The organism is Paenibacillus sp. FSL H7-0737, assembly GCF_000758545.1.
GTDB lineage: Bacteria > Bacillota > Bacilli > Paenibacillales > Paenibacillaceae > Paenibacillus_AQ.
Map to the genome: position 1 here is coordinate 4225936 of NZ_CP009279.1, position 18166 is coordinate 4244101.

General features: G+C 42.2%; 20 protein-coding genes. 4 read left to right on the top strand and 16 right to left on the bottom strand.

Annotated features, from left to right (window positions below):
- Nucleotides 1-6 precede the first annotated feature (6 nt).
- Nucleotides 7-291, top strand: coding sequence for a YxcD family protein (locus H70737_RS18525; protein WP_042194153.1), 285 nt, complete (start codon nucleotides 7-9; stop codon nucleotides 289-291).
- 47 nt (nucleotides 292-338) lie between these two features.
- Here H70737_RS18525 and H70737_RS18530 read toward each other — a convergent pair whose 3' ends face one another.
- From H70737_RS18530 to H70737_RS18560, 7 genes are all read right to left on the bottom strand, one after another.
- Nucleotides 339-1355 carry a S66 family peptidase gene (locus H70737_RS18530; protein ID WP_042189483.1) on the bottom strand — a complete coding sequence of 339 codons (1017 nt, stop codon included), beginning with the start codon at nucleotides 1353-1355 and terminating at the stop codon, nucleotides 339-341.
- A 128-nt stretch (nucleotides 1356-1483) separates the two neighbouring features.
- Complete coding sequence (locus tag H70737_RS18535) at nucleotides 1484-1858, bottom strand: hypothetical protein (RefSeq protein WP_042189486.1); 375 nt, start codon at nucleotides 1856-1858, stop codon at nucleotides 1484-1486.
- Between the two features lie 79 nt (nucleotides 1859-1937).
- Nucleotides 1938-2288: an Asp23/Gls24 family envelope stress response protein gene (locus tag H70737_RS18540; RefSeq protein WP_042129003.1), complete on the bottom strand. Its 351-nt coding sequence runs from the start codon at nucleotides 2286-2288 to the stop codon at nucleotides 1938-1940.
- A gap of 35 nt (nucleotides 2289-2323) precedes the next feature.
- Nucleotides 2324-3433: an AI-2E family transporter gene (locus tag H70737_RS18545; protein WP_042189487.1), complete on the bottom strand. Its 1110-nt coding sequence runs from the start codon at nucleotides 3431-3433 to the stop codon at nucleotides 2324-2326.
- Nucleotides 3434-3474: 41 nt separating this feature from the next.
- Nucleotides 3475-4893, bottom strand: coding sequence for a sensor histidine kinase (locus H70737_RS18550; protein ID WP_042189489.1), 1419 nt, complete (start codon nucleotides 4891-4893; stop codon nucleotides 3475-3477).
- Nucleotides 4871-5575 carry a response regulator transcription factor gene (locus H70737_RS18555; RefSeq protein WP_042189491.1) on the bottom strand — a complete coding sequence of 235 codons (705 nt, stop codon included), beginning with the start codon at nucleotides 5573-5575 and terminating at the stop codon, nucleotides 4871-4873. The genes H70737_RS18550 and H70737_RS18555 overlap by 23 nt, the downstream gene beginning before the upstream one ends.
- Before the next feature lie 196 nt (nucleotides 5576-5771).
- Nucleotides 5772-6611, bottom strand: coding sequence for a DegV family protein (locus H70737_RS18560; protein WP_042189493.1), 840 nt, complete (start codon nucleotides 6609-6611; stop codon nucleotides 5772-5774).
- Between the two features lie 171 nt (nucleotides 6612-6782).
- Here H70737_RS18560 and H70737_RS18565 point away from each other — a divergent pair, with 171 nt between their 5' ends.
- The gene (locus H70737_RS18565; RefSeq protein WP_042189495.1) at nucleotides 6783-7007 is read left to right on the top strand and encodes a hypothetical protein; all 225 of its coding nucleotides are present in this window, start codon (nucleotides 6783-6785) and stop codon (nucleotides 7005-7007) included.
- 76 nt (nucleotides 7008-7083) lie between these two features.
- Here the strand turns inward: H70737_RS18565 and H70737_RS18570 are convergent, their stop codons facing one another.
- From H70737_RS18570 to H70737_RS18600, 7 genes are all read right to left on the bottom strand, one after another.
- On the bottom strand, nucleotides 7084-8319 hold the full coding sequence (locus H70737_RS18570; RefSeq protein ID WP_042189497.1) for an MFS transporter: 1236 nt from the start codon (nucleotides 8317-8319) through the stop codon (nucleotides 7084-7086).
- 155 nt (nucleotides 8320-8474) lie between these two features.
- Entirely contained in the window at nucleotides 8475-8948 is a 474-nt protein-coding gene (locus H70737_RS18575; protein WP_042189499.1) for a MarR family transcriptional regulator, read from the bottom strand.
- Between the two features lie 201 nt (nucleotides 8949-9149).
- The gene (locus H70737_RS18580) at nucleotides 9150-9797 is read right to left on the bottom strand and encodes a FusB/FusC family EF-G-binding protein (protein WP_042189501.1); all 648 of its coding nucleotides are present in this window, start codon (nucleotides 9795-9797) and stop codon (nucleotides 9150-9152) included.
- Nucleotides 9798-10025: 228 nt separating this feature from the next.
- A complete protein-coding gene (locus tag H70737_RS18585) occupies nucleotides 10026-10820 on the bottom strand; it encodes a PHP domain-containing protein (protein ID WP_042189503.1) in 795 nt (264 codons plus the stop codon).
- Between the two features lie 34 nt (nucleotides 10821-10854).
- Entirely contained in the window at nucleotides 10855-11688 is an 834-nt protein-coding gene (locus tag H70737_RS18590; RefSeq protein WP_042189505.1) for an energy-coupling factor transporter transmembrane component T family protein, read from the bottom strand.
- Nucleotides 11675-13423, bottom strand: a complete 1749-nt coding sequence (locus tag H70737_RS18595; RefSeq protein WP_052404340.1) for an ABC transporter ATP-binding protein — start codon at nucleotides 13421-13423, stop codon at nucleotides 11675-11677. The genes H70737_RS18590 and H70737_RS18595 overlap by 14 nt, the downstream gene beginning before the upstream one ends.
- On the bottom strand, nucleotides 13416-14294 hold the full coding sequence (locus H70737_RS18600) for a DUF8171 family membrane protein (protein ID WP_042189507.1): 879 nt from the start codon (nucleotides 14292-14294) through the stop codon (nucleotides 13416-13418). The genes H70737_RS18595 and H70737_RS18600 overlap by 8 nt, the downstream gene beginning before the upstream one ends.
- A gap of 180 nt (nucleotides 14295-14474) precedes the next feature.
- On the opposite strand from H70737_RS18600, the gene H70737_RS18605 reads away from it, so the two are divergent.
- Both H70737_RS18605 and H70737_RS18610 read left to right on the top strand, forming a co-directional pair.
- Nucleotides 14475-15308 (top strand): MurR/RpiR family transcriptional regulator, encoded by an 834-nt coding sequence (locus tag H70737_RS18605; protein WP_042189509.1) that lies wholly within the window; start codon nucleotides 14475-14477, stop codon nucleotides 15306-15308.
- Nucleotides 15309-15414: 106 nt separating this feature from the next.
- Nucleotides 15415-16089, top strand: coding sequence for an SOS response-associated peptidase (locus H70737_RS18610; RefSeq protein ID WP_042189511.1), 675 nt, complete (start codon nucleotides 15415-15417; stop codon nucleotides 16087-16089).
- A gap of 146 nt (nucleotides 16090-16235) precedes the next feature.
- Here H70737_RS18610 and H70737_RS18615 read toward each other — a convergent pair whose 3' ends face one another.
- Nucleotides 16236-16859 carry a hypothetical protein gene (locus H70737_RS18615; RefSeq protein WP_052404341.1) on the bottom strand — a complete coding sequence of 208 codons (624 nt, stop codon included), beginning with the start codon at nucleotides 16857-16859 and terminating at the stop codon, nucleotides 16236-16238.
- 233 nt (nucleotides 16860-17092) lie between these two features.
- Nucleotides 17093-18148, bottom strand: coding sequence for a chorismate synthase (gene aroC / locus H70737_RS18620; protein ID WP_042189513.1), 1056 nt, complete (start codon nucleotides 18146-18148; stop codon nucleotides 17093-17095).
- Nucleotides 18149-18166: the final 18 nt, after the last annotated feature.

The following is an 18166-nucleotide window of genomic DNA, read 5'->3' on the forward strand; positions in this document are numbered from 1 at the left end:
TCAACAATGGTTCTAAGCATGGATGAGATCATCAATGCCCTCTGCCTACACATGGCTGAACGTAAAGCGGTTCGCCCTGAAGATGTTCAAGTAGAACTGAGCTGGGAAGAAGACACCGGATACTCTGCTGAGGTTTGGGTACAGGGACGTAGTCAATATTTAGTTGAGTCCAACATGATCGAGGCGATTCTACGTTACATGCTTAGCGAATATGGCATTCGTGCATACCGCGAAGATGTAAGGCTAGACCTGGACGAGGAAATCACTGCAATTGTAAATACAGGAAACTAATAGTAAAAGGGACAACCCAAATGGTTGTCCCTTTTTTTTGTATGCATCTATTCATAGAAAAATTGCTTTACCGTTCCTACTCCGTCCGTCACATCAACTTCAGCGTACGCACCGTTAATCAGCGTAATTTGCGGTGGAATATGACCACAATCGATATCATACACAATAGGTACCTGGAGCTCCTCAGAAAGCTCTGCGTAGATGTCTTCGGCCGTGTAATTCTCTACTGGTCGATTAGCAGGACTTCTGCCAAACATAATGCCAGAACAATTCTCAAACCAACCTGCGAGCTTCATCTGAACTAATGACCTACGTACATCAACCGTATTCAGTTCGCAGTTTTCCAAATACCATAGGATCGGTTCATTGTTAATCATTTGTTCTTGGAAATGCTGCAGATTGCCAAATGGTGTGCCAATCAGATGCCTAATTACATCTATACAGCCCCCTAGCAGACGCCCTTTCATAGTTACAGGACCAGAGGATACTGTCTTCCAACGGGTATCTTCTGTCAAGTGAAATACATAAGGCGTAGGAGCATCATGTTGCCATTCCCCCTGATATTTAAGCGATGAATGCTGGACAATAGAACCCCCTGCTTTCGTCTCTAGAACCGCTTCCCACATGGCTGTGGTATCATCTGAATACTCTCCTCTTAAATCAACAAGGTTAGTTCCGTGGGCCGTGGCAATCCCTGTTCTTAAAGTAACTGCAAGCAACAGCACGCTAATATCTGAATAACCTAAGATCCATTTGTCCTTCATGGTATCAAAATCAATAAATTCAAGAACCTCAATTAATAACTCTCCGCCCCAAGGCGGAATAAGGATATCAATATGCTCACTGCCCATCATCTCGTTAAACTCCTGAGCACGAACTTTGGCCGGTGCGGATTTGGCTTTCTCTTGCGTCCATACCGTATCCCCACAAATCATATTAAATCCTTTAGACTCTAAACGGCTTGAAGTAAGCTTAATTAACTCTGCATTTTGAGCGCCTACTCCAGATGAAGGTGCTGTTACCCCTATTGTCGCATTCTTGTTCAAAATCGGATATTTAATCATATGACACCTCCAGTATTACAGCAATTATATCAAGAGTACACATCAATTACACAAAAAAAGAACATGACTAGTCGCGTCAACGTACGATCGCAAAACCAGTACATGCTCTTATTCAATAGAATTCAACTTTAGAGTAAAGAAATAGCAAGCAGTTCGAACAACACAAGCGGCAAGATCACATTATTATTAGGAGGACCTGGGTAAGGACCCGGGCCGGGATACGGACCATGACCATGACCCGGATGATACGGTTGGTAAGGGTTATAATATCCGCGTGGCATTTGCCCATTTACTGCAACGTTCAAATACAAATGTTTATTATCTACTCCGGCAATAGTGCCTTCATGCACTAAGCCATCTAAAGTCTGTACATTCACCCTATGGTTTAGGTAGGGCTTGCAAGATTGATGCAAGGAATCACGGACACCGTGCAGGTGCCGGATCACCGTAGGATCGGCCTGATAAATCACATTCTGCTCTTGCCCAGTGTTATATGTCGACATGGATGCTCTGACCTCCGTAAATGGATTTGCTCCATTCTATGCAGAAGCCTATATCACGGTGCCTATTTGAGAGATATCCTTATACTGGAAGGGCTACCTTCTCAACTTTCACATTTACCGAAACAAGGGACAAGCCCATCATATTCTCCACAGCATTACGCACATTTTTTTGCAGCATATAACAGACCTCTTGAATCACACATCCGTAATTAACAATAACCCGCAGGTCGATGGCAACGTCTACTTCCTTCACTTCTACAGACAATCCTTTTTTCACATTTTTACCGCCCAAACGTTTGGCCCAGTTGTCCGAAATATTACTTCCTGACATCCCGGCAATACCTGGCGTTTCCAGAACCACCTGTCCAACGATCGATGTGACTACATCATCTGAGATATGAATTAATCCTTGCTCCGTTCCTTCATTCATATAAACAACCTCCATATTTGCTAATTTAAGAGATATTAAAGGCTCTCCTCTACCTCTACTTCTACCTCTGACTCTGCCCTGTGGTTCTTAACAAACAAATTATACACTTTGGTCAAGAGGATTTTCACAATCATATACAATGGAATAATCAGCAATATCGCAATAATCCCGCCTATATCTCCACCAACCAACACTAAGATGATCGTTGTCAGCGGATGAATATCAAGCTTTTTCCCAAAAATGTAGGGAGCAATCAGATTATCCTGAATTTGCTGCGCTACAAGAACGATGATGATGGACCATACTGCAATGGACGGCGATTGGATGAATCCGATAATGAAAATTGGGATACTGGAGAGAATTGCACCAATGAAAGGTACAAAATTCATCACAACAGCAATCACTGTCAACAACAATGCATACTGTAGTCCAATAATAAGGAAACCAATATACATCAGAACACCAAGTGCCAGATTGACTAATACCCGACCAACAATGAATCCACTTAACGCACTGTCAATTTCACTCATCATTGTAGTCCCTTCTCCACGATACTTCTTTGGAAAGAAACTTACAATCTTACGACCAAATTTCCCACCTTCCTTAAGCATGTAAAACAACATAATAGGAAAGGTAAATAAAATAATCGCGAAATTTGAAACAAAGGAGAATAGTCCCGTTACGTAGTTCGAAATCAGATTAAATCCTTTATTCAAATATTCAGTCAATTGGGAAGCAAGATCCATATCTGCTGGGATAATAGAAGCCAAGAATCCACTGTCCTCGAGCCTCAATAACTGCTGATTCACGGCTGCGATCAGATTTGGCATATTATCGACAAAATTAATTAGCTGTGTTCGAAGTGAAGGCCATACTCCAATACTAAAACCAAACAAGAGCAATGCAATGACCACATATACGATGATGATCGCAACAGAGCGATTTAGTTTATATCTCTCCAAAGTATTGATTAGAGGTCGGAGTAAATAATAGAAAAATCCTGCCAACATTAAGGGCACGATAATAACATTAAACAAAGACAAGATTGGACTGAAAATAAAATTAACTTGTGAGCCTAAAAATACGATGCCTAACACCAAAAGGATCGCTATACAAACTCGAATAAATGTGTTCAGTTTAGCCATAGTTCTCTCCTATCTTCTATTTTCGGGTGTCTTTCATCTCGTTATTTGGGAATACGTATAGTGAATACCGTTGGTTCCTTCTTTCCGCGACTGAGATGAAGCGTTCCACCCATCTTCTCTGTATTTTTCATAGCAATGGATAAACCAAGACCCGTTCCACCTGTAGTTGACCGCGCTTTATCTCCTCGAACAAACGGATCAAAAAGCGTTGACCAAAGCTCTTCAGGAATGCCTACTCCGGTATCTGCAATTTCAATAGTAACCTCGCTCTCCGAGGGGATAACCTCCACTCGTAGATGAGTGCCTGGCGGATTATAGGTCAAAGCATTGGAGATCAAATTATGAACTACACTCGAGAGTAGCTCCGCATCGAAGCTTGCGAACACTTCCTGTTCAGGAACATTCAGCTGCAGGATGAAGTTCTTTTGTTCAATCTCACCATAGGAGTCTGCAACGATTTCACGAATAAACTCGCCCAATTCATGACGCTCCATTCGTAGTAAAAAATCTGGGGAATCTATTTTAAGTAGCTCCACCATATTTTGAATCAGCTTGGTCACTTGCGAGGATTTATTATAGATATAGGTTAAATACCGTTTCTGGCGTTCTTCGTCCTCACCACGGCCTTCAACCAACGCCTGTGCAAACCCCTGTATACTCGTAATGGGTGTCTTCAGATCATGAGAAAGATCAACCATCATGCGTTTCTTACTTTCTTCTGCTTGACGTTTTTCTTTCGTTGTCTTCTCGATTACGTCCGCCATATAATTAAAAGTCTCCCCAATTTGCGAAAATTCTTTCTCTGCATATAGCGAGATACGAGTATCATAATTTCCTTCAATCATCTGCTTCAAACCAAGCGTAATAATACGCAGCGGCTTCCTGATTCTTCGTGCCACCCAATAGCTGTACACGATAATAAGCAAGAGAACCATTCCAACTCCTAAAAAAACATAGTATGAAAGCGAGTGGTTGAAGTATTCAACTAATGGATCACTATTAATTGAAATGTCGATAACTTCTCTAGGGATTTTCAAAAGCAGCCACTCTGATTCATTCTCATTATTACGTGTAGTCAACGAGTAGAAGTACGCCTGATCTTCTCCGTTTTCCAGGTTATTTAAGAGCTGGTTGTCGGTATATTGTGTTACATCGTCTTTCTTCTCACCAACTACGTCGATGACCTTCTTGTCTTGACCCAAGATCTCAATCCACCCACCGCTACGCAGAAGCCGTTTGGTTTCTATCCCATGCTCCAGATTATCTCGATAGGCACTCGCTTCAACCTTCAAATCAGGATCAGCGATTTTATTTTTTTCGAACATATGGGTCACATCAAGGTTAATGAACAAATAATAAACAATCACAAGAAAAAACAAAATGCAGATGAATAACAAAAAATCCAGCGTCAGCGATGATTGTAAAGGTCGTTGATCTCTATTGCTCCATAGGCGCTTCAATTTTGTATCCCAGCCCTCTAATAGTCTTTAAATAAACCGGCTTTTTGGAATCTTCCTCGATCTTTTCCCGGATATTACTGATATGTACCATGATACTATTATCCTCGTACACATAGAAATCTTCCCATACCGCCTCATATATTTTTTTTCGTGTAAAGACCCGACCCGGTTGTTTCATCATTAATTCCAGAATTTTGTACTCAGTAGAAGTAAGAACGACGGGTTCTCCTGAACGATAGAGCAGACACTGGCTTTGATCCAGCCTCAATTCTCCCAACACAATTTGTTCAGCTGCCTTTTCTTCAATAATCTGTGCGTCAAAATGATGTACCCGCCGCAGTAAAGCTCCTGCACGAGCTACAATTTCCAATGGATTAAACGGTTTAGAAATATAATCGTCGGCACCGAGTTCAAGTCCCAGTATTTTGTCGTAATGTTCGCTTTTTGCAGATAAAAACAACACCGGGAAATGATGGAACTCACGAATTTTCTTCAATAATTGCAGTCCATCTAGACCAGGCATCATAATATCAAGAATCGCTAAATCAATTTTTTGGTTCTGCACTTGCATTAACGCTTCAGTCCCACTGTTCGCTTCCACAATGTTGTACTCTTTCTCTAAATATAATCTCAACAATTCCACAATTTCTGCTTCATCATCTGCGATTAGAATTGTATACACAGTAATCACCCCATCTAACTATAATCTTCGATTATTAAACCCACCTAAACGCAATCTAAAGAATAGCTAAATTATTACATCCATCAAATTCTTGTATTTAAATAAAAATCGCACACAGGAACTCGTCCCATGTACGATCGTATAATTCCAGAAATCTGAACACCTGCTGGCAAATATAAACGCCCTCGGAGTCCTATTAAAAAGCAACACCAATTCCACCTTCACCCGCATAGGTTCCCATTACAGGTCCCATACTTGAGAGTAAAACTTCTTTGAACGGGTGCTTTTGTAAGATGCGTTCTTTGATCTCAAGTGCAAGCTTCTCACAGTTACTGTGTACTATAGCGATAACAGCCTTCTCGTAGTCATGCTGCTTCTCATCCAAATGCGCAAGCAGTCGGTTTAATGCCTTTGGAAGACCCCGGGTCTTCTCCACTACCTCAACAGTACCCTCTTCGCTGATTTTAAGCAGTAGTTTGATATTTAGCACGGAAGCAACCGCTCCTGATATACGGCTTAGACGTCCGCCCTTCATTACATTCTCAAGTGTATCCAGTGTAAAATATGCGCGAACTTCATCCATTTGCTGAAGCACCTTGTCCTTCAGTTCCTGCAGACTTGAACAAGTCTGTGACCACTTCGCCGCAAGGCCCACGATCAGCGACAACCCGCCAGAAAAGGTCTTGGAATCTATAACCTCTATCGCATTGGTGTGTCCTTCTTCTTGGTACATTTCCATAGCGATCATAGCCGTCTGATAAGTGCTACTAATATTAGAGGACATACAAATGACCATAATGTCAGTACCTTCCTCTACTTGCCTGAATGTCTCAAGGAATTGGTTTGGACTTGGACTTGCCGTAGTAGGTAGCTCCTTGGATTCACTCATTTTAGCATAAAAGGTTTTCGTATCCGTATCCGCAGGCATTAACTCATGCCCAAAATGAACCGGTAGATGGACCACGGAAACATTATACTTCTCCATGTAGTCAAGGGGTAGGTCAGAACCGCTATCTGTTATGATCTTGATTGCCATAATATAAGTACTCTCCTTTCAATATCAGTACTATTATAGCTATCGCCAAATGAAATCTCCAGTAACCAATATAACTTGAAAAATCCTTCAATTTGTGCTTATGTCTTTCTTCCTTAACTTGTCCTAATATGATATGGTTTATGAATAAGCGTATAGAAATGGAGTGTATGTATGAGTAAGGGAAGAGTATGGAACCGAGGCAAGCATGATGGAACAGGACTATCAAGAAAAAAAAGCGTGGATCAAGAAGTTACAACATCTACTGAAACAGAAGCGACTGAAGCTTCAAGTGAACCGTCAAATGCCAGAATTGATACAGTTAAGCCGATGAATCGTACGAACTGGGTAACTCGTCCTGCACGGGTTATCAATAAAGATTCCAAAAACAAACAATAACTATGACAAATAGGGTTTCAGAACTTGTCCCAGAGTTCTGAAACCCTATTTTTATATGTTCTTAAACGTAGGTAGTTTACATAATTACATCCGGACGCTTATACAAAACGAGTATGGCTGCTGCTATAAGGATCATCCCCATAAATGCGGGTGCGGCATGGCCTAGTGATACATAAATCTGACCTCCAATGATAGGCCCAATCATTCTTGCTAAAGCCTGAATAGATTGGCTACCTCCTTGAATCCTACCTTGTTCACTAGAATCGACAGATTTGGAAAGCATCCCGTTAAATGAAGGCCCAAAAATCGAATCCCCAAAGCCAAATATAAACATTCCAGCGATAAAAAGAGGATAGAATGAGAACAACGCAGATAACGCAATAAAACTGTAACCGATAATTTCCGAAGCCATTCCAAGAATTGCTATACGTTTATCACTAAGCTTCTTCAACAGCTTTGGCATGATCAAACCTTGTGAAATGATGTCTTGGAGACCCATAATCGAAAACATAAGTCCGATTAGTGCAGGCTTCCAGCTGAAAGTATCCATCGTAAATTGAGAAAATACTGCCTGTAAAGATCCGTTAGGAATCCAGAGTAAAAACGCTGAGACTAGCAGCCTATTTAAGTTTTTCATGGAAAGTAAGTTTGCAAGCTGTGAAAATGGATTCAGTCTTACAAAGGTAATCTCCTTCAGTCTATTCTTCTTGGCAAGGCTCTCTGGCATAAAAAAGAATCCATAAACAACATTTAATAAAGTTATGATTGCTCCAAAATACAAGGGAACAGAATAACCAAACTTAGCAAGTAATCCGCCAATCGTTGGGCCAATGACGGTGCCAACACCTACAACTGCACTCACCCATCCGAAGTATTTGGTTCTCTGCTGTGAAGGAATGATGTCTGCAAAATATGCAAAGATCGTGCTTATGCTCCCGCCTGTTATCCCTTCGATTATACGTCCAGCAAATAGTACCCATAGAGCTCCTCCTATGCCAAAAACCAAGTACCCGACGGCGGAACCCAACAGGCATACTAAGAGTAATGGACGCCGGCCATATTTGTCGCTCAAAGCTCCAAGTACGGGGGCTGCAAAAAATACACAGACTGCATATACCGAGGTCAGCATCGTAACAACTATTGCTTGTTCTCCCGGACTGCTAGTATAAGGCTGCACTAAGAATGGGACGACAGGCATTATGATACTAAAGCCTATTCCGCAAAGAAACACAGAGATAAGACCGAATATTAATGCGTGTTTATCTACGGATTGTCCTGTGTTCTGTTCATTGTGTGATTTAAATATGGACATTTATGTTCACTCCTTAAAGTCACTGTTTTGATTCCTAGGAAACATGTTTATCGTATCGCCATTTTGTTTCCTTGTCAACAAAATAATAACAATAAAAATGCAGCCGTTCTCCATAGAGCACGACTGCATGTGGTTTCATTTTCATTATTCAAATTTTATTCCGATTTAATATCTTTACCCTGTTTCTTTATTTCCGCATCCAAATGACTACTATACTTTTCCACGAAACTAAGCATACTATCAAATTGTTCCTCGGTTATCTGCGCAAAGACGGCTTTATCCCGCTCTTGAAACTCTTTGTGAAGGTTCTCATGGATTTTATAAATTACTTTTCCTTGCTCAGTAAGCCTAAAATAGATTTCTTTTTTGTTATCCGACTTCTGGTAGCTTTCGATCAGGCCTTTTTCTATGAGTTTCTTAGTTAATTTACTTATAGCACCGCGAGTCATAAAAAAGGACTCCGCAAGTTTTGTTACGTTGGAATCTACATTTTTTTCAATGTATTCAATACAATGTACTTCGGAAGATGTATAACCCTTAAGACTTGCTTCCATCTTATCTTTGTTAAGCCAAACCATCTTATTATATAGGTCCCTGACACCCGTTAGGATCTGATCTTCTTTGTTCATGACCTGTCCTCCTACCCACTCTTGCATTAACAATAGTATATCACATTATTTTTTTGTTCCTATTTCAACAATATTCAAAATAATTAATTCAGAATTGAACGAACAGCAAATAGGGTTTCGAAACGGAAATCATTCGTTTCAAAACCCTATTGCTCTATAGTCTGAAGCTACCTACAAAAGCAGCCTTTGCTAATCCTAACATTATGCACGAGTGGAGAGAATGAATCTCTCTAACGCTGCTGTATCCGTAATCCTATGATTACATTCTTGGCTCTCTATGCAAATATATTGGCCAATGGAGGAGTAATCATCCGGCGAAGATTTTGCAAGCCTGGTCTTGACCGTAAAGAAGGCGAGCTGCTGCTGCCGATTACAGAACAGGCAATACCCCTTCTTGTTCATTGGTGTCATTCTACCCTCAATACCGATAAACTGCCCTTCGAACGGATATACAATAAATAGTTTATTGGTAGCAATATCTATCCAGCTCAAATATGTCATATATCGAAAGTCGATTGCTGATAAATCAGGTACCTTCAGCTTCTTATTCTTAGGGAATAACTTCTGAATCTGTTTCGGTGTAATCTGTGGAAAAGGTTCTAAATAAGGCTCTAATCCACTAAGATACTTCTGAAAATCGTATGCAGTCTCAAAGGCAGATATTTGTTGCAGCAACTGTTGCTGACTATCACTTAGTGTTGAAAAAGCTTCTAATACATTCAACGATGAACGATATCTTACCGTCTCCAAGACTCTTCGATCCGCTACAGTTCGCAGTGTTTTTAGAAGGAAGTCTGTTTGTTTTTTAATAAAATTATATTGATGGTTTCTAATAAATGGTGTATTCATTGCTCTTCAGCCCCTTATATTTTGAAATTTCATAAGGTGCAAAGCCCATTATTAGAAACGATAATATTTAGTTTGGGCGATCATCCATCCTATCGCACCTCACGCAAAGTATCGCCCTAATTTAGGCTTTGCGTGAGGAACTTCTAGCTAATGGGCAAACCAGCATTAGCACAGTACCACCTCCGATTACATTCACGAAAAAAGTATAACAGGAATGTTTGGAATCGGCTAGACCACGTTGCCAACCTCTGCATCATCTCTGGAAGGTGCTTCACCAATGAGCTGCTTCAAAAGTTTCTTCATCATGACCGAAGCTTTCACTTTGGTGTGAAGACAAGGCGAAAGCTCAATTTCGTAGTTTCCTTGCTTAATGGTTTCTTTCAATTCCTCAACCGTCGAGCAGGTAATATTCAACCGATTCAGAACACTCCCATATTGCAGACATTGATGACTATCACTACCGGCAATCACAGGTACACCAAGCTTTTCAGCAAATGGTGTGATCAGGTTCTTATAAGTCTCTGCCCCCTGCATGTAAATATCCTTTGCATTGAAATCAAAAGCATCTAATCTCCGAAGCAGCTCCGGGTCCAGTTGATGTAAAGGCGTAGAAGTACGGAAAGGATGAGCTCCGATTTTCCAAAGGTTATGTTCGTCAGCCATGTCCAGCAGATCCTTGAAAGGAATAAAATCCCCCTCCTGCGTATGTTCATCCAGTAAAGCGCGAACTGCTAGAACATTCTCCTTAAGACCGATCAGCAGGATATGACCTGTCTCCGCGATATCCACCTCCATACCTGGAAACAGTTTAAGTCCGTTTACATCATAATAATGTCCGTTATAAGGATAAGTCTGGTCCAGCGTCTCATACATCGCAAAGAAATTAGAAGTGTTAAAGTGCTCGGTCAAAGCTACTGCCTGTAATCCATTCGCTTTCGCCTCAAACATCATTTCAGCAAAATATTCAGGGGAAAAGGTCGATTTCTTAGATAATTTACCGTGGGTATGCAGATCAATATTCATGTCTAATTCGTCTCCTTTGAGCTTATGAGTGATGTTAATACACCAGTTTAGGGTAGAGGTAGCCGATCCAGAAAAGCAAAATAACATAAACGGTGGATCCGGATAAAAAGTACCAGTCGGACCGCTTCATTTTCAAATAAGATAACTTGATCTTCTTCACTTTCTTATTATTCAGACCGTAGCTAAATCCCCTAGTCTCAAGCGCCTCGATCGTAGTCCGGGAACGTTTAGCGGTGTTTAGCATGAGTGGATAAAAAGCCAGGATCACAATGCGCAAATAATACGTTGCTGTTCTCCAATACAACAAACCATGTTGCAGCGGTCGTTGCCCTCTCAGTCTGAAGGATAACAAAATCTGATGGAATTCCTCCAATAACGTAGGCAAAATACGATAACCATAAGATAAGCTGAAAGCAAATGTATCAGGAATCCCTAAGGATAGCAGGCCGTCGCTAAGTCTTTCCGGATCGAGACTGGAGAACACCGTAATACTCGCTAGTGATATCACTGAAAGCTTAAGTGTCAGCGTCAACATAGGCAGCAACGATTCAATTCCTCCGCCGAAAAAGAGAGACAGGATGAACATCCACCCAATTTGGCTGATTAATCCCAGACACAATATAAAAATAATGTATGGGCTGACTCGGGAGAGGACAGTCGTTAAGACCATAAGCACGAACATCCCTAAGAGAACTGTACGGTTATGTACAAACCAAGGCACAATGGCAAAGAACAAATACCAAAGTAGCAGCGTTCGCGGGTCGAGCCTCCCCAGAAAAGTACTGCTGCTGTTATAAGCAGTCCCTAAGAGTTCCAGTTTAATTTGTTCTACAGATATACGGTCAAGTGCCCGTTTAACGGCTTCCATGGATTGCAGTTACCTCCTTTTTCACTTCCACTAGACTTACGAATTCCTCTAAGCTGCTGCAAATTTCGGGCAAACCGAGCATACGACTCAGCTCCATCAATTGTGTCTGAGCCAGACCTGCCCTCCGTAATAGAAGTCCGTCAGCGAAGATTTCATCTTTCGTTCCGTCAGCAATAATCCTGCCTTGATGCATAACGATAATCCTAGTCGCCCATTCAGACACAAGCTGCATATCATGTGTCGCGATCACCACTGTCTCAACATGACTGCGAAGTGTATCCAGCACATGAACCATTTCTTGTTTGGTCGAAATATCCAGATTTGCCGTAGGTTCATCAAGCAGCATGACGGCAGGCCGAACAGCGGCACCTATGGCCAGCGACACCCGGCGCTGCTGACCTCCACTCAGGAGACGAGCGTCACGTTCTGCTAATTCACTGAGTCGGAATGCCCTCAGCATTTCTTCTACTCTCTCTTCCGTATCCGCTATCTTCCGCGCCTTCAAATAATAAGAAATTTCTTTGCGTACAGAATCCTCAATAAACATTTCCTCTGGATTCTGAAATACATATGCTACGGTACCGGAGAGACGCTCAGGTGGTAGCCCGTTCACGGTTATCCCCTTGACATTAATGGTTCCTGCTGTAGGCCTAACAATCCCAGCGATCAGCTTCATCAATGAAGATTTACCCGCTCCGTTGTTGCCAATAAGAGCGATAGACTCACCCTGCCGCAGATCTAACTGAACACCATTCAAGACTGGATGCTTCGTCTTATGAATCGTACGGTATGAGAGGTGTACATTCTCCATCTGAACGACACTCTTCTCTTCCCGAATTACAGTAAGGGACTGCTCCTTCATATAGTCAGATGGATCATTTCTCTGGATCGCATGCTGCCGTAATATCATGTGGGCGTTCCCTTCTTCAGCACTCAAGGGAAGGAATTGGGTTAGCCGCGCATCAGATTGCAACAGCCAAGCTGCCCGAGTCACATCGGGGGGATAAATGCCCAGCTCCAGCAGTTCTTTTACAGATGAGAGGGCTTCACGCACCGGCTTCTGCCAGCGCATTCTCCCCTTATCCATCAGGACAACATGCTTACAATAGTCTGCAATAAATTCCGCATGATGTTCGATCACTACAATGGTCTTCCCATGCTCCTCATTCAAACGGCGCAAAATATCATAGATATGGCGGGCATGCTGCGGATCCAGCTGAGCTACCGGTTCATCAATGACCAGAATTTCTGGATCCATCGCTAGTGCTCCGGCTAAAGCGAGCAAATGTTTTTGCCCGCCACTCAATTGCCAGATGAATTCATTTCTTAAATCACTAAGTCCGGTTAGTGCCAGTGCTCGCTCTCCCCGTTCCTTGTAATCGGCAAATCCATAATTGAGTGGCGTAAACGACACATCATCAAGAACCGTCGGACGCACCAATTGATTCTCAAAATCCTGATAAACATACCCTATATGCTTGGAAAGCTCAGCTACACTTTTCCCATCCGCCGGTTGTCCACAGATCGTCACCTCTCCAGTGAAGTCCCCTGTGTAATAATGAGGAATCAGGCCATTAAAGCATTTACACAGCGTGGATTTTCCCGAACCATTACTGCCGATAATAGCAATGAAATCTCCTTCTTCTAGCCGCAAGGATACTTCTTGCAGTACAGGTTGTTCGGCTCCTGGATAAGTAAAGGTAACTCCGTTCAGTTCGAGTATTGAATTACGCATCTACTTGACCCGCTTCCTGTCTTTTACGTGCAGAACGCCGAATCAGGGATATAATCGCTGTTGCTGCAACAATTGCCGCTACCAGCATACTCAGCCAGATTAAGCTCTCTTCATTGGACTCTGCCCATGCAAACTCAAAGTCACCAAAGTTCCATCCGGATTCCGAGAGCAATTCCGATCCAAGCGCAACCATGACCATAATCGTTCCAAAAATAACGAGCTTAGGAGATAACCAAGCCCCTGTTGCATATTTCATGTTCCGTTCACGCGGCTTCATACCAAGCAAAGGTTCGATTTTTCCATATAAACGTGGAACCAGATACATAGTTGGAATTAAGGCGAACAAGATACCGGAGAAGAGTACATCGTTCAAAAAGCCAACTCCCTCGATCACAACGATACTCTCTGCCAGACCTTTAACAGCTTCAAGTTCTTCTACACCCACCCATACTTTCACTATATCCACAACGGAGCTGAAGAACTGGTGAATTGCTACGCCAGTAATCGCCGCCACTCCAACCTGTCTACGATTCTTCGGATCAGATACCATACGGCCAGCAGTATACATCGCCAATGAGAAAGTGATGAATTTCTCCAATTCGCCCAGCCCACCAAATTGACCTAACATTAGTTCCCCGAAGATCACTTCACCTACAGCTGCCCCAATAGCCGCATACAATGGATGGAACAGCATACATAAGGTCAAAGGAATGAAAGCGAAATATTCAATCGATAATTCAATGGGGCCTAGTTTGATCCCAGGCACAAGCTCCGTAAACATATTGGACAAGCCATAAAGCGACATCGACAGTACAAAAATCATCATTTTTTGTGACTGGGTCAGCGTGTAGCGTGTTTTTATCGTACTCATGAATATTTGGCCTCCCTACAGGAATTTATCTTTATTATAAGAAGGTCATGTCAGCACAACTTTTACCAATTGTTAAATGGGAGTAATATTTTTTTCAGTATTTTTAACGTTGTAAAAATATTTACAACATCTTCGCACGTTATATTCTATTTATTGCTTCATATTAGGAGGAATGAGAGATTGTATAAGGATTGGAATCGTCGCGCTTTCTCACCAAATCAACGAATTATTGCTGACTTCATTCAAAAAAATGAGCAACGTGTGGTCTACATGACCGAACAGGAAATGGCAGATGAGCTTCAATTAAGTATCGCCTCCGTCTCACGGTTCTGGAAAGCGGCTGGATACAAGCATGCCAAGGATTTCAAGAGCCGACTCCGTTTCCGCTTCGAGTCTACTCCTTCCATAAAAATGCGTGATGCCATGCAAAGATCGGATGATAGTTCACTCCCTCAAGTGCTGCTGGACAATTGCTTACATCATCTGCAAGAAACACGCCGCTATTTAAGCGACGAGGCGCTGCAGCGCGCAGTGGATGCTCTGTCGACAGCACGAATTGTGTATGTATATAGCCCTGGTCCGTGTGCTGGACTGGCAGAGCTGATGATCTATCGTATGGCACGTTTTGGAATACAGATGAAAAAAATGGCCCCCAGCGGTCACGAACTGCTAGAGACCTTAATGCACGCTGATCAAAAAGATGTATTGCTTGTCTTTGGATTCGTTCAACTGTTACCTGAAATCGAAGTGATTCTGGACCATGCACGTGAAGCTAATTACCAGGTCATCCTGATCACCGATAGACTCGTGTATCCTCGATCCCAAGATGCAGACATTGTACTGTATGCCGGAAGAGGTGAGGTTTGGGAGTTTCACTCCATGGTCGGTCCCACGTATATTATCGAGAATCTGATTCTTGGGGTAGGCTTAGTAAACAGGGAGAGTAGTCTGAGTAAGCTGGACAAATTGCAGCAGCTAAGGGCGCAATATGGAGGGAGGCTTCCGAGAAGCTAGGTTAAGCTATAAAGAAACGGAGTGATTGCTAAAATAGGACCATGGAAATCATGAATAATTTACCTCCTTTTACAAACACTACGAAACAAAAGGAGGCTGATGTTTCATGTGTCAACGTTTTTCTCTGGCGGCCGAACTACAAGACATTAGGGATCATTTTGAAATCAAACGGGTGATGTACTACTATAAAGACCGCTATAATATTAGTCCCACACAGGATATGCCTGTTGTATTACAGCAGGATGGTGAGCGAATTCTGGATGAGTTCCGCTGGGGCTTCGTTCCTTATTGGGGTAAAGATGCGATCAATGCGGATCTCCGAAATGTGCATCAGAATCCAACCTATCGCAAGATGGTGGACAAGCAGCGCTGTATTATCCCTTGTAATGGATTTTACTATTGGAAAAAAGAAGGCAAAAAGACTTATCCAGTTCGGGTAGTCATGAATAATCGCAGTATGTTCGGAGTGGCTGGTCTATACGAAATTTGGCGGGATACGCGCGGGGAGCCTCTTCGCACCTGCTCTCTGGTCATGACAGATGCCAATCCACTGATTAGCGAATTTGAGAGCCGGATGCCGGCGATTTTGTCCCCACAGGATATCACTCGATGGCTTGATGAGGAGACAAATGATCTGGAAGCACTGAATCCGATTCTGCGGCCTTATTCAGCAGATGAAATGCAGGTGTACCCGGTCACACCAATGATTAGTAACAACAGGAATGACTCGGCTGATTGTATTCGGGAAATGGATCTGAACGAATCCTGGGTAAAGCCCTGAAATAATAGCAGAATTAGATTAGAATACCTAAATAATGAAGCAGCGGTGCTAGGGCTGGAAACTAAAGCCTTAACATACCGCTGCTTTTATTGTTACCGCTGAATATTGAAAGCAAGTAGCTGCTCGGACCTCTATTCTTCTACTGTCTACTTGACGGAGAGTTCGGTTTCATATCGTTCAAGCTTTTCAAAAACACCGTCAACCCATTCTTGATCATCCCATATTTGTGGATTGTTAATCTTCCTTTCTGCAGGATGACCCGTTGTGAAAGTATCTACACCATCTTTGTATCCAAAGTACAAATCAACAATTTCCAATGACTTGTTTGAAGATTGAACTAATAGTTTGCAAGTCATTCCAGACCCTTCGCTTGAAAAAGGTAAGCTTAAATAGTAAAGATTCTTATCAAGTTTTTTAAACACTTCTTCCCTAAACTCATTATCAAGGCCGAAATTCACACTACTGGCACCACTCAATTCCTGCTTCTGTGTCAATTCCAACATTTTATTTGTGAAATTAAGAAGATTTGCATTCGAGATATAGTTCTCAAATACTACAGTTTCTTGTTTTGCAACAGCTCCGGTATATAGATTAATGAAGGCTTTACCAAAGGTCACAATGGAATCATAATCATCTTCACGGATCTGATCTTCTTTTATAGAAAATTTACGATTAGCCAATTCACTTAAGCTTTTTGCTGCTAATTTCTCTGACGGTTCAACAGATGCAAATAACATCAATACTACAATACCTAACGTGAATATTCTCATAAAACCACCTTTTTTAACCCGTTCTTAGTTTATTTTTGAAATTTTACTGGCTCTCTGTCGTTGTTTATTAACGCCCCTCCTTTATTTTGTATTTTGTATATTGAATGAGTTCTTTTCTGTTTTTCTAATTCCATAATATACTAAATGAGGTTTCTATATGGGGTGAAATCGATGCGTGAACAATAAAAAGCCCATTAGCGCAATATGTGCTAATGGGCTATGCCGCTTTTGTATTATCCAAGCATAGCGGCTTGTCGTTTGTACTGATCCTCTAACACTAAACAAGCCATAGCCTCTACGACAGGTACGATTCTCGGACAAATACATGGATCATGTCTGCCTTCGGTGCGTATCTCTTGTTCTTCCCCTTTGATGTTAGTCGTTTGCTGTGGCACAGAGATGGACGAAGTAGGCTTTACACTGATCCGAAATACTATTTCTTGTCCTGTGCTAATCCCCCCGATGATTCCTCCGGAATGATTAGTTAGAAAACCATCGCTATTCCTCGCATCATTATGCTCACTCCCCAGCATCGTTGCTGCTTCGAAGCCAGCTCCAAATTCTATCCCTTTAACAGCGCCAATGGACAGCATAGCTTTCGCCAGCTCTGCATCCAATTTATCAAAGACCGGCTCTCCAAGACCCGGAACCACGCCACGAATACGGCATTCTACAATGCCACCACAGCTATCCCCAATCTCGGCTAACCCCTCAATTTTTTTAATCATTTTGTCAGCTGCAATTGGATCACAGGCACGGACAGCGTTTTGTTCAATCACACCCTCATCGAAGGATTCACATCTTATGCCTCCGATTTCTTGTGTGTACGCTACTACCTGTACGCCTCTTCTCTCTAACAACTTACGAGCTATCGCACCTCCGGCCACTCTTGCCGCAGTTTCTCTACCTGAAGCACGTCCGCTACCGCGATGATCCCGAATGCCGTATTTCTCTAAATAAGTAAAATCGGCATGGCCCGGACGAAAAGCGTCCTGGATCTCGCTGTACGCTTCTGGTCTCATATCGTGGTTTTGAAGAACTACAAAGAGCGGTGTACCTGTTGTTTTTCCCTCAAATACTCCAGATTGTATGTGGACAACATCATATTCTTTACGAGGAGTAGTCACTGAAGATTGGCCCGGTTTTCTCCGATCCATCTGTTTCTGTATATACGCTTCGTTAATCTCGACGCCTGGTGTTACACCATCCACTATGACCCCTACCGACACACCATGTGACTCACCGAAGGTTGTAATTTTGAACACTTCACCGAATGTATTTCCTGCCATTATATATGCACTCCTTAT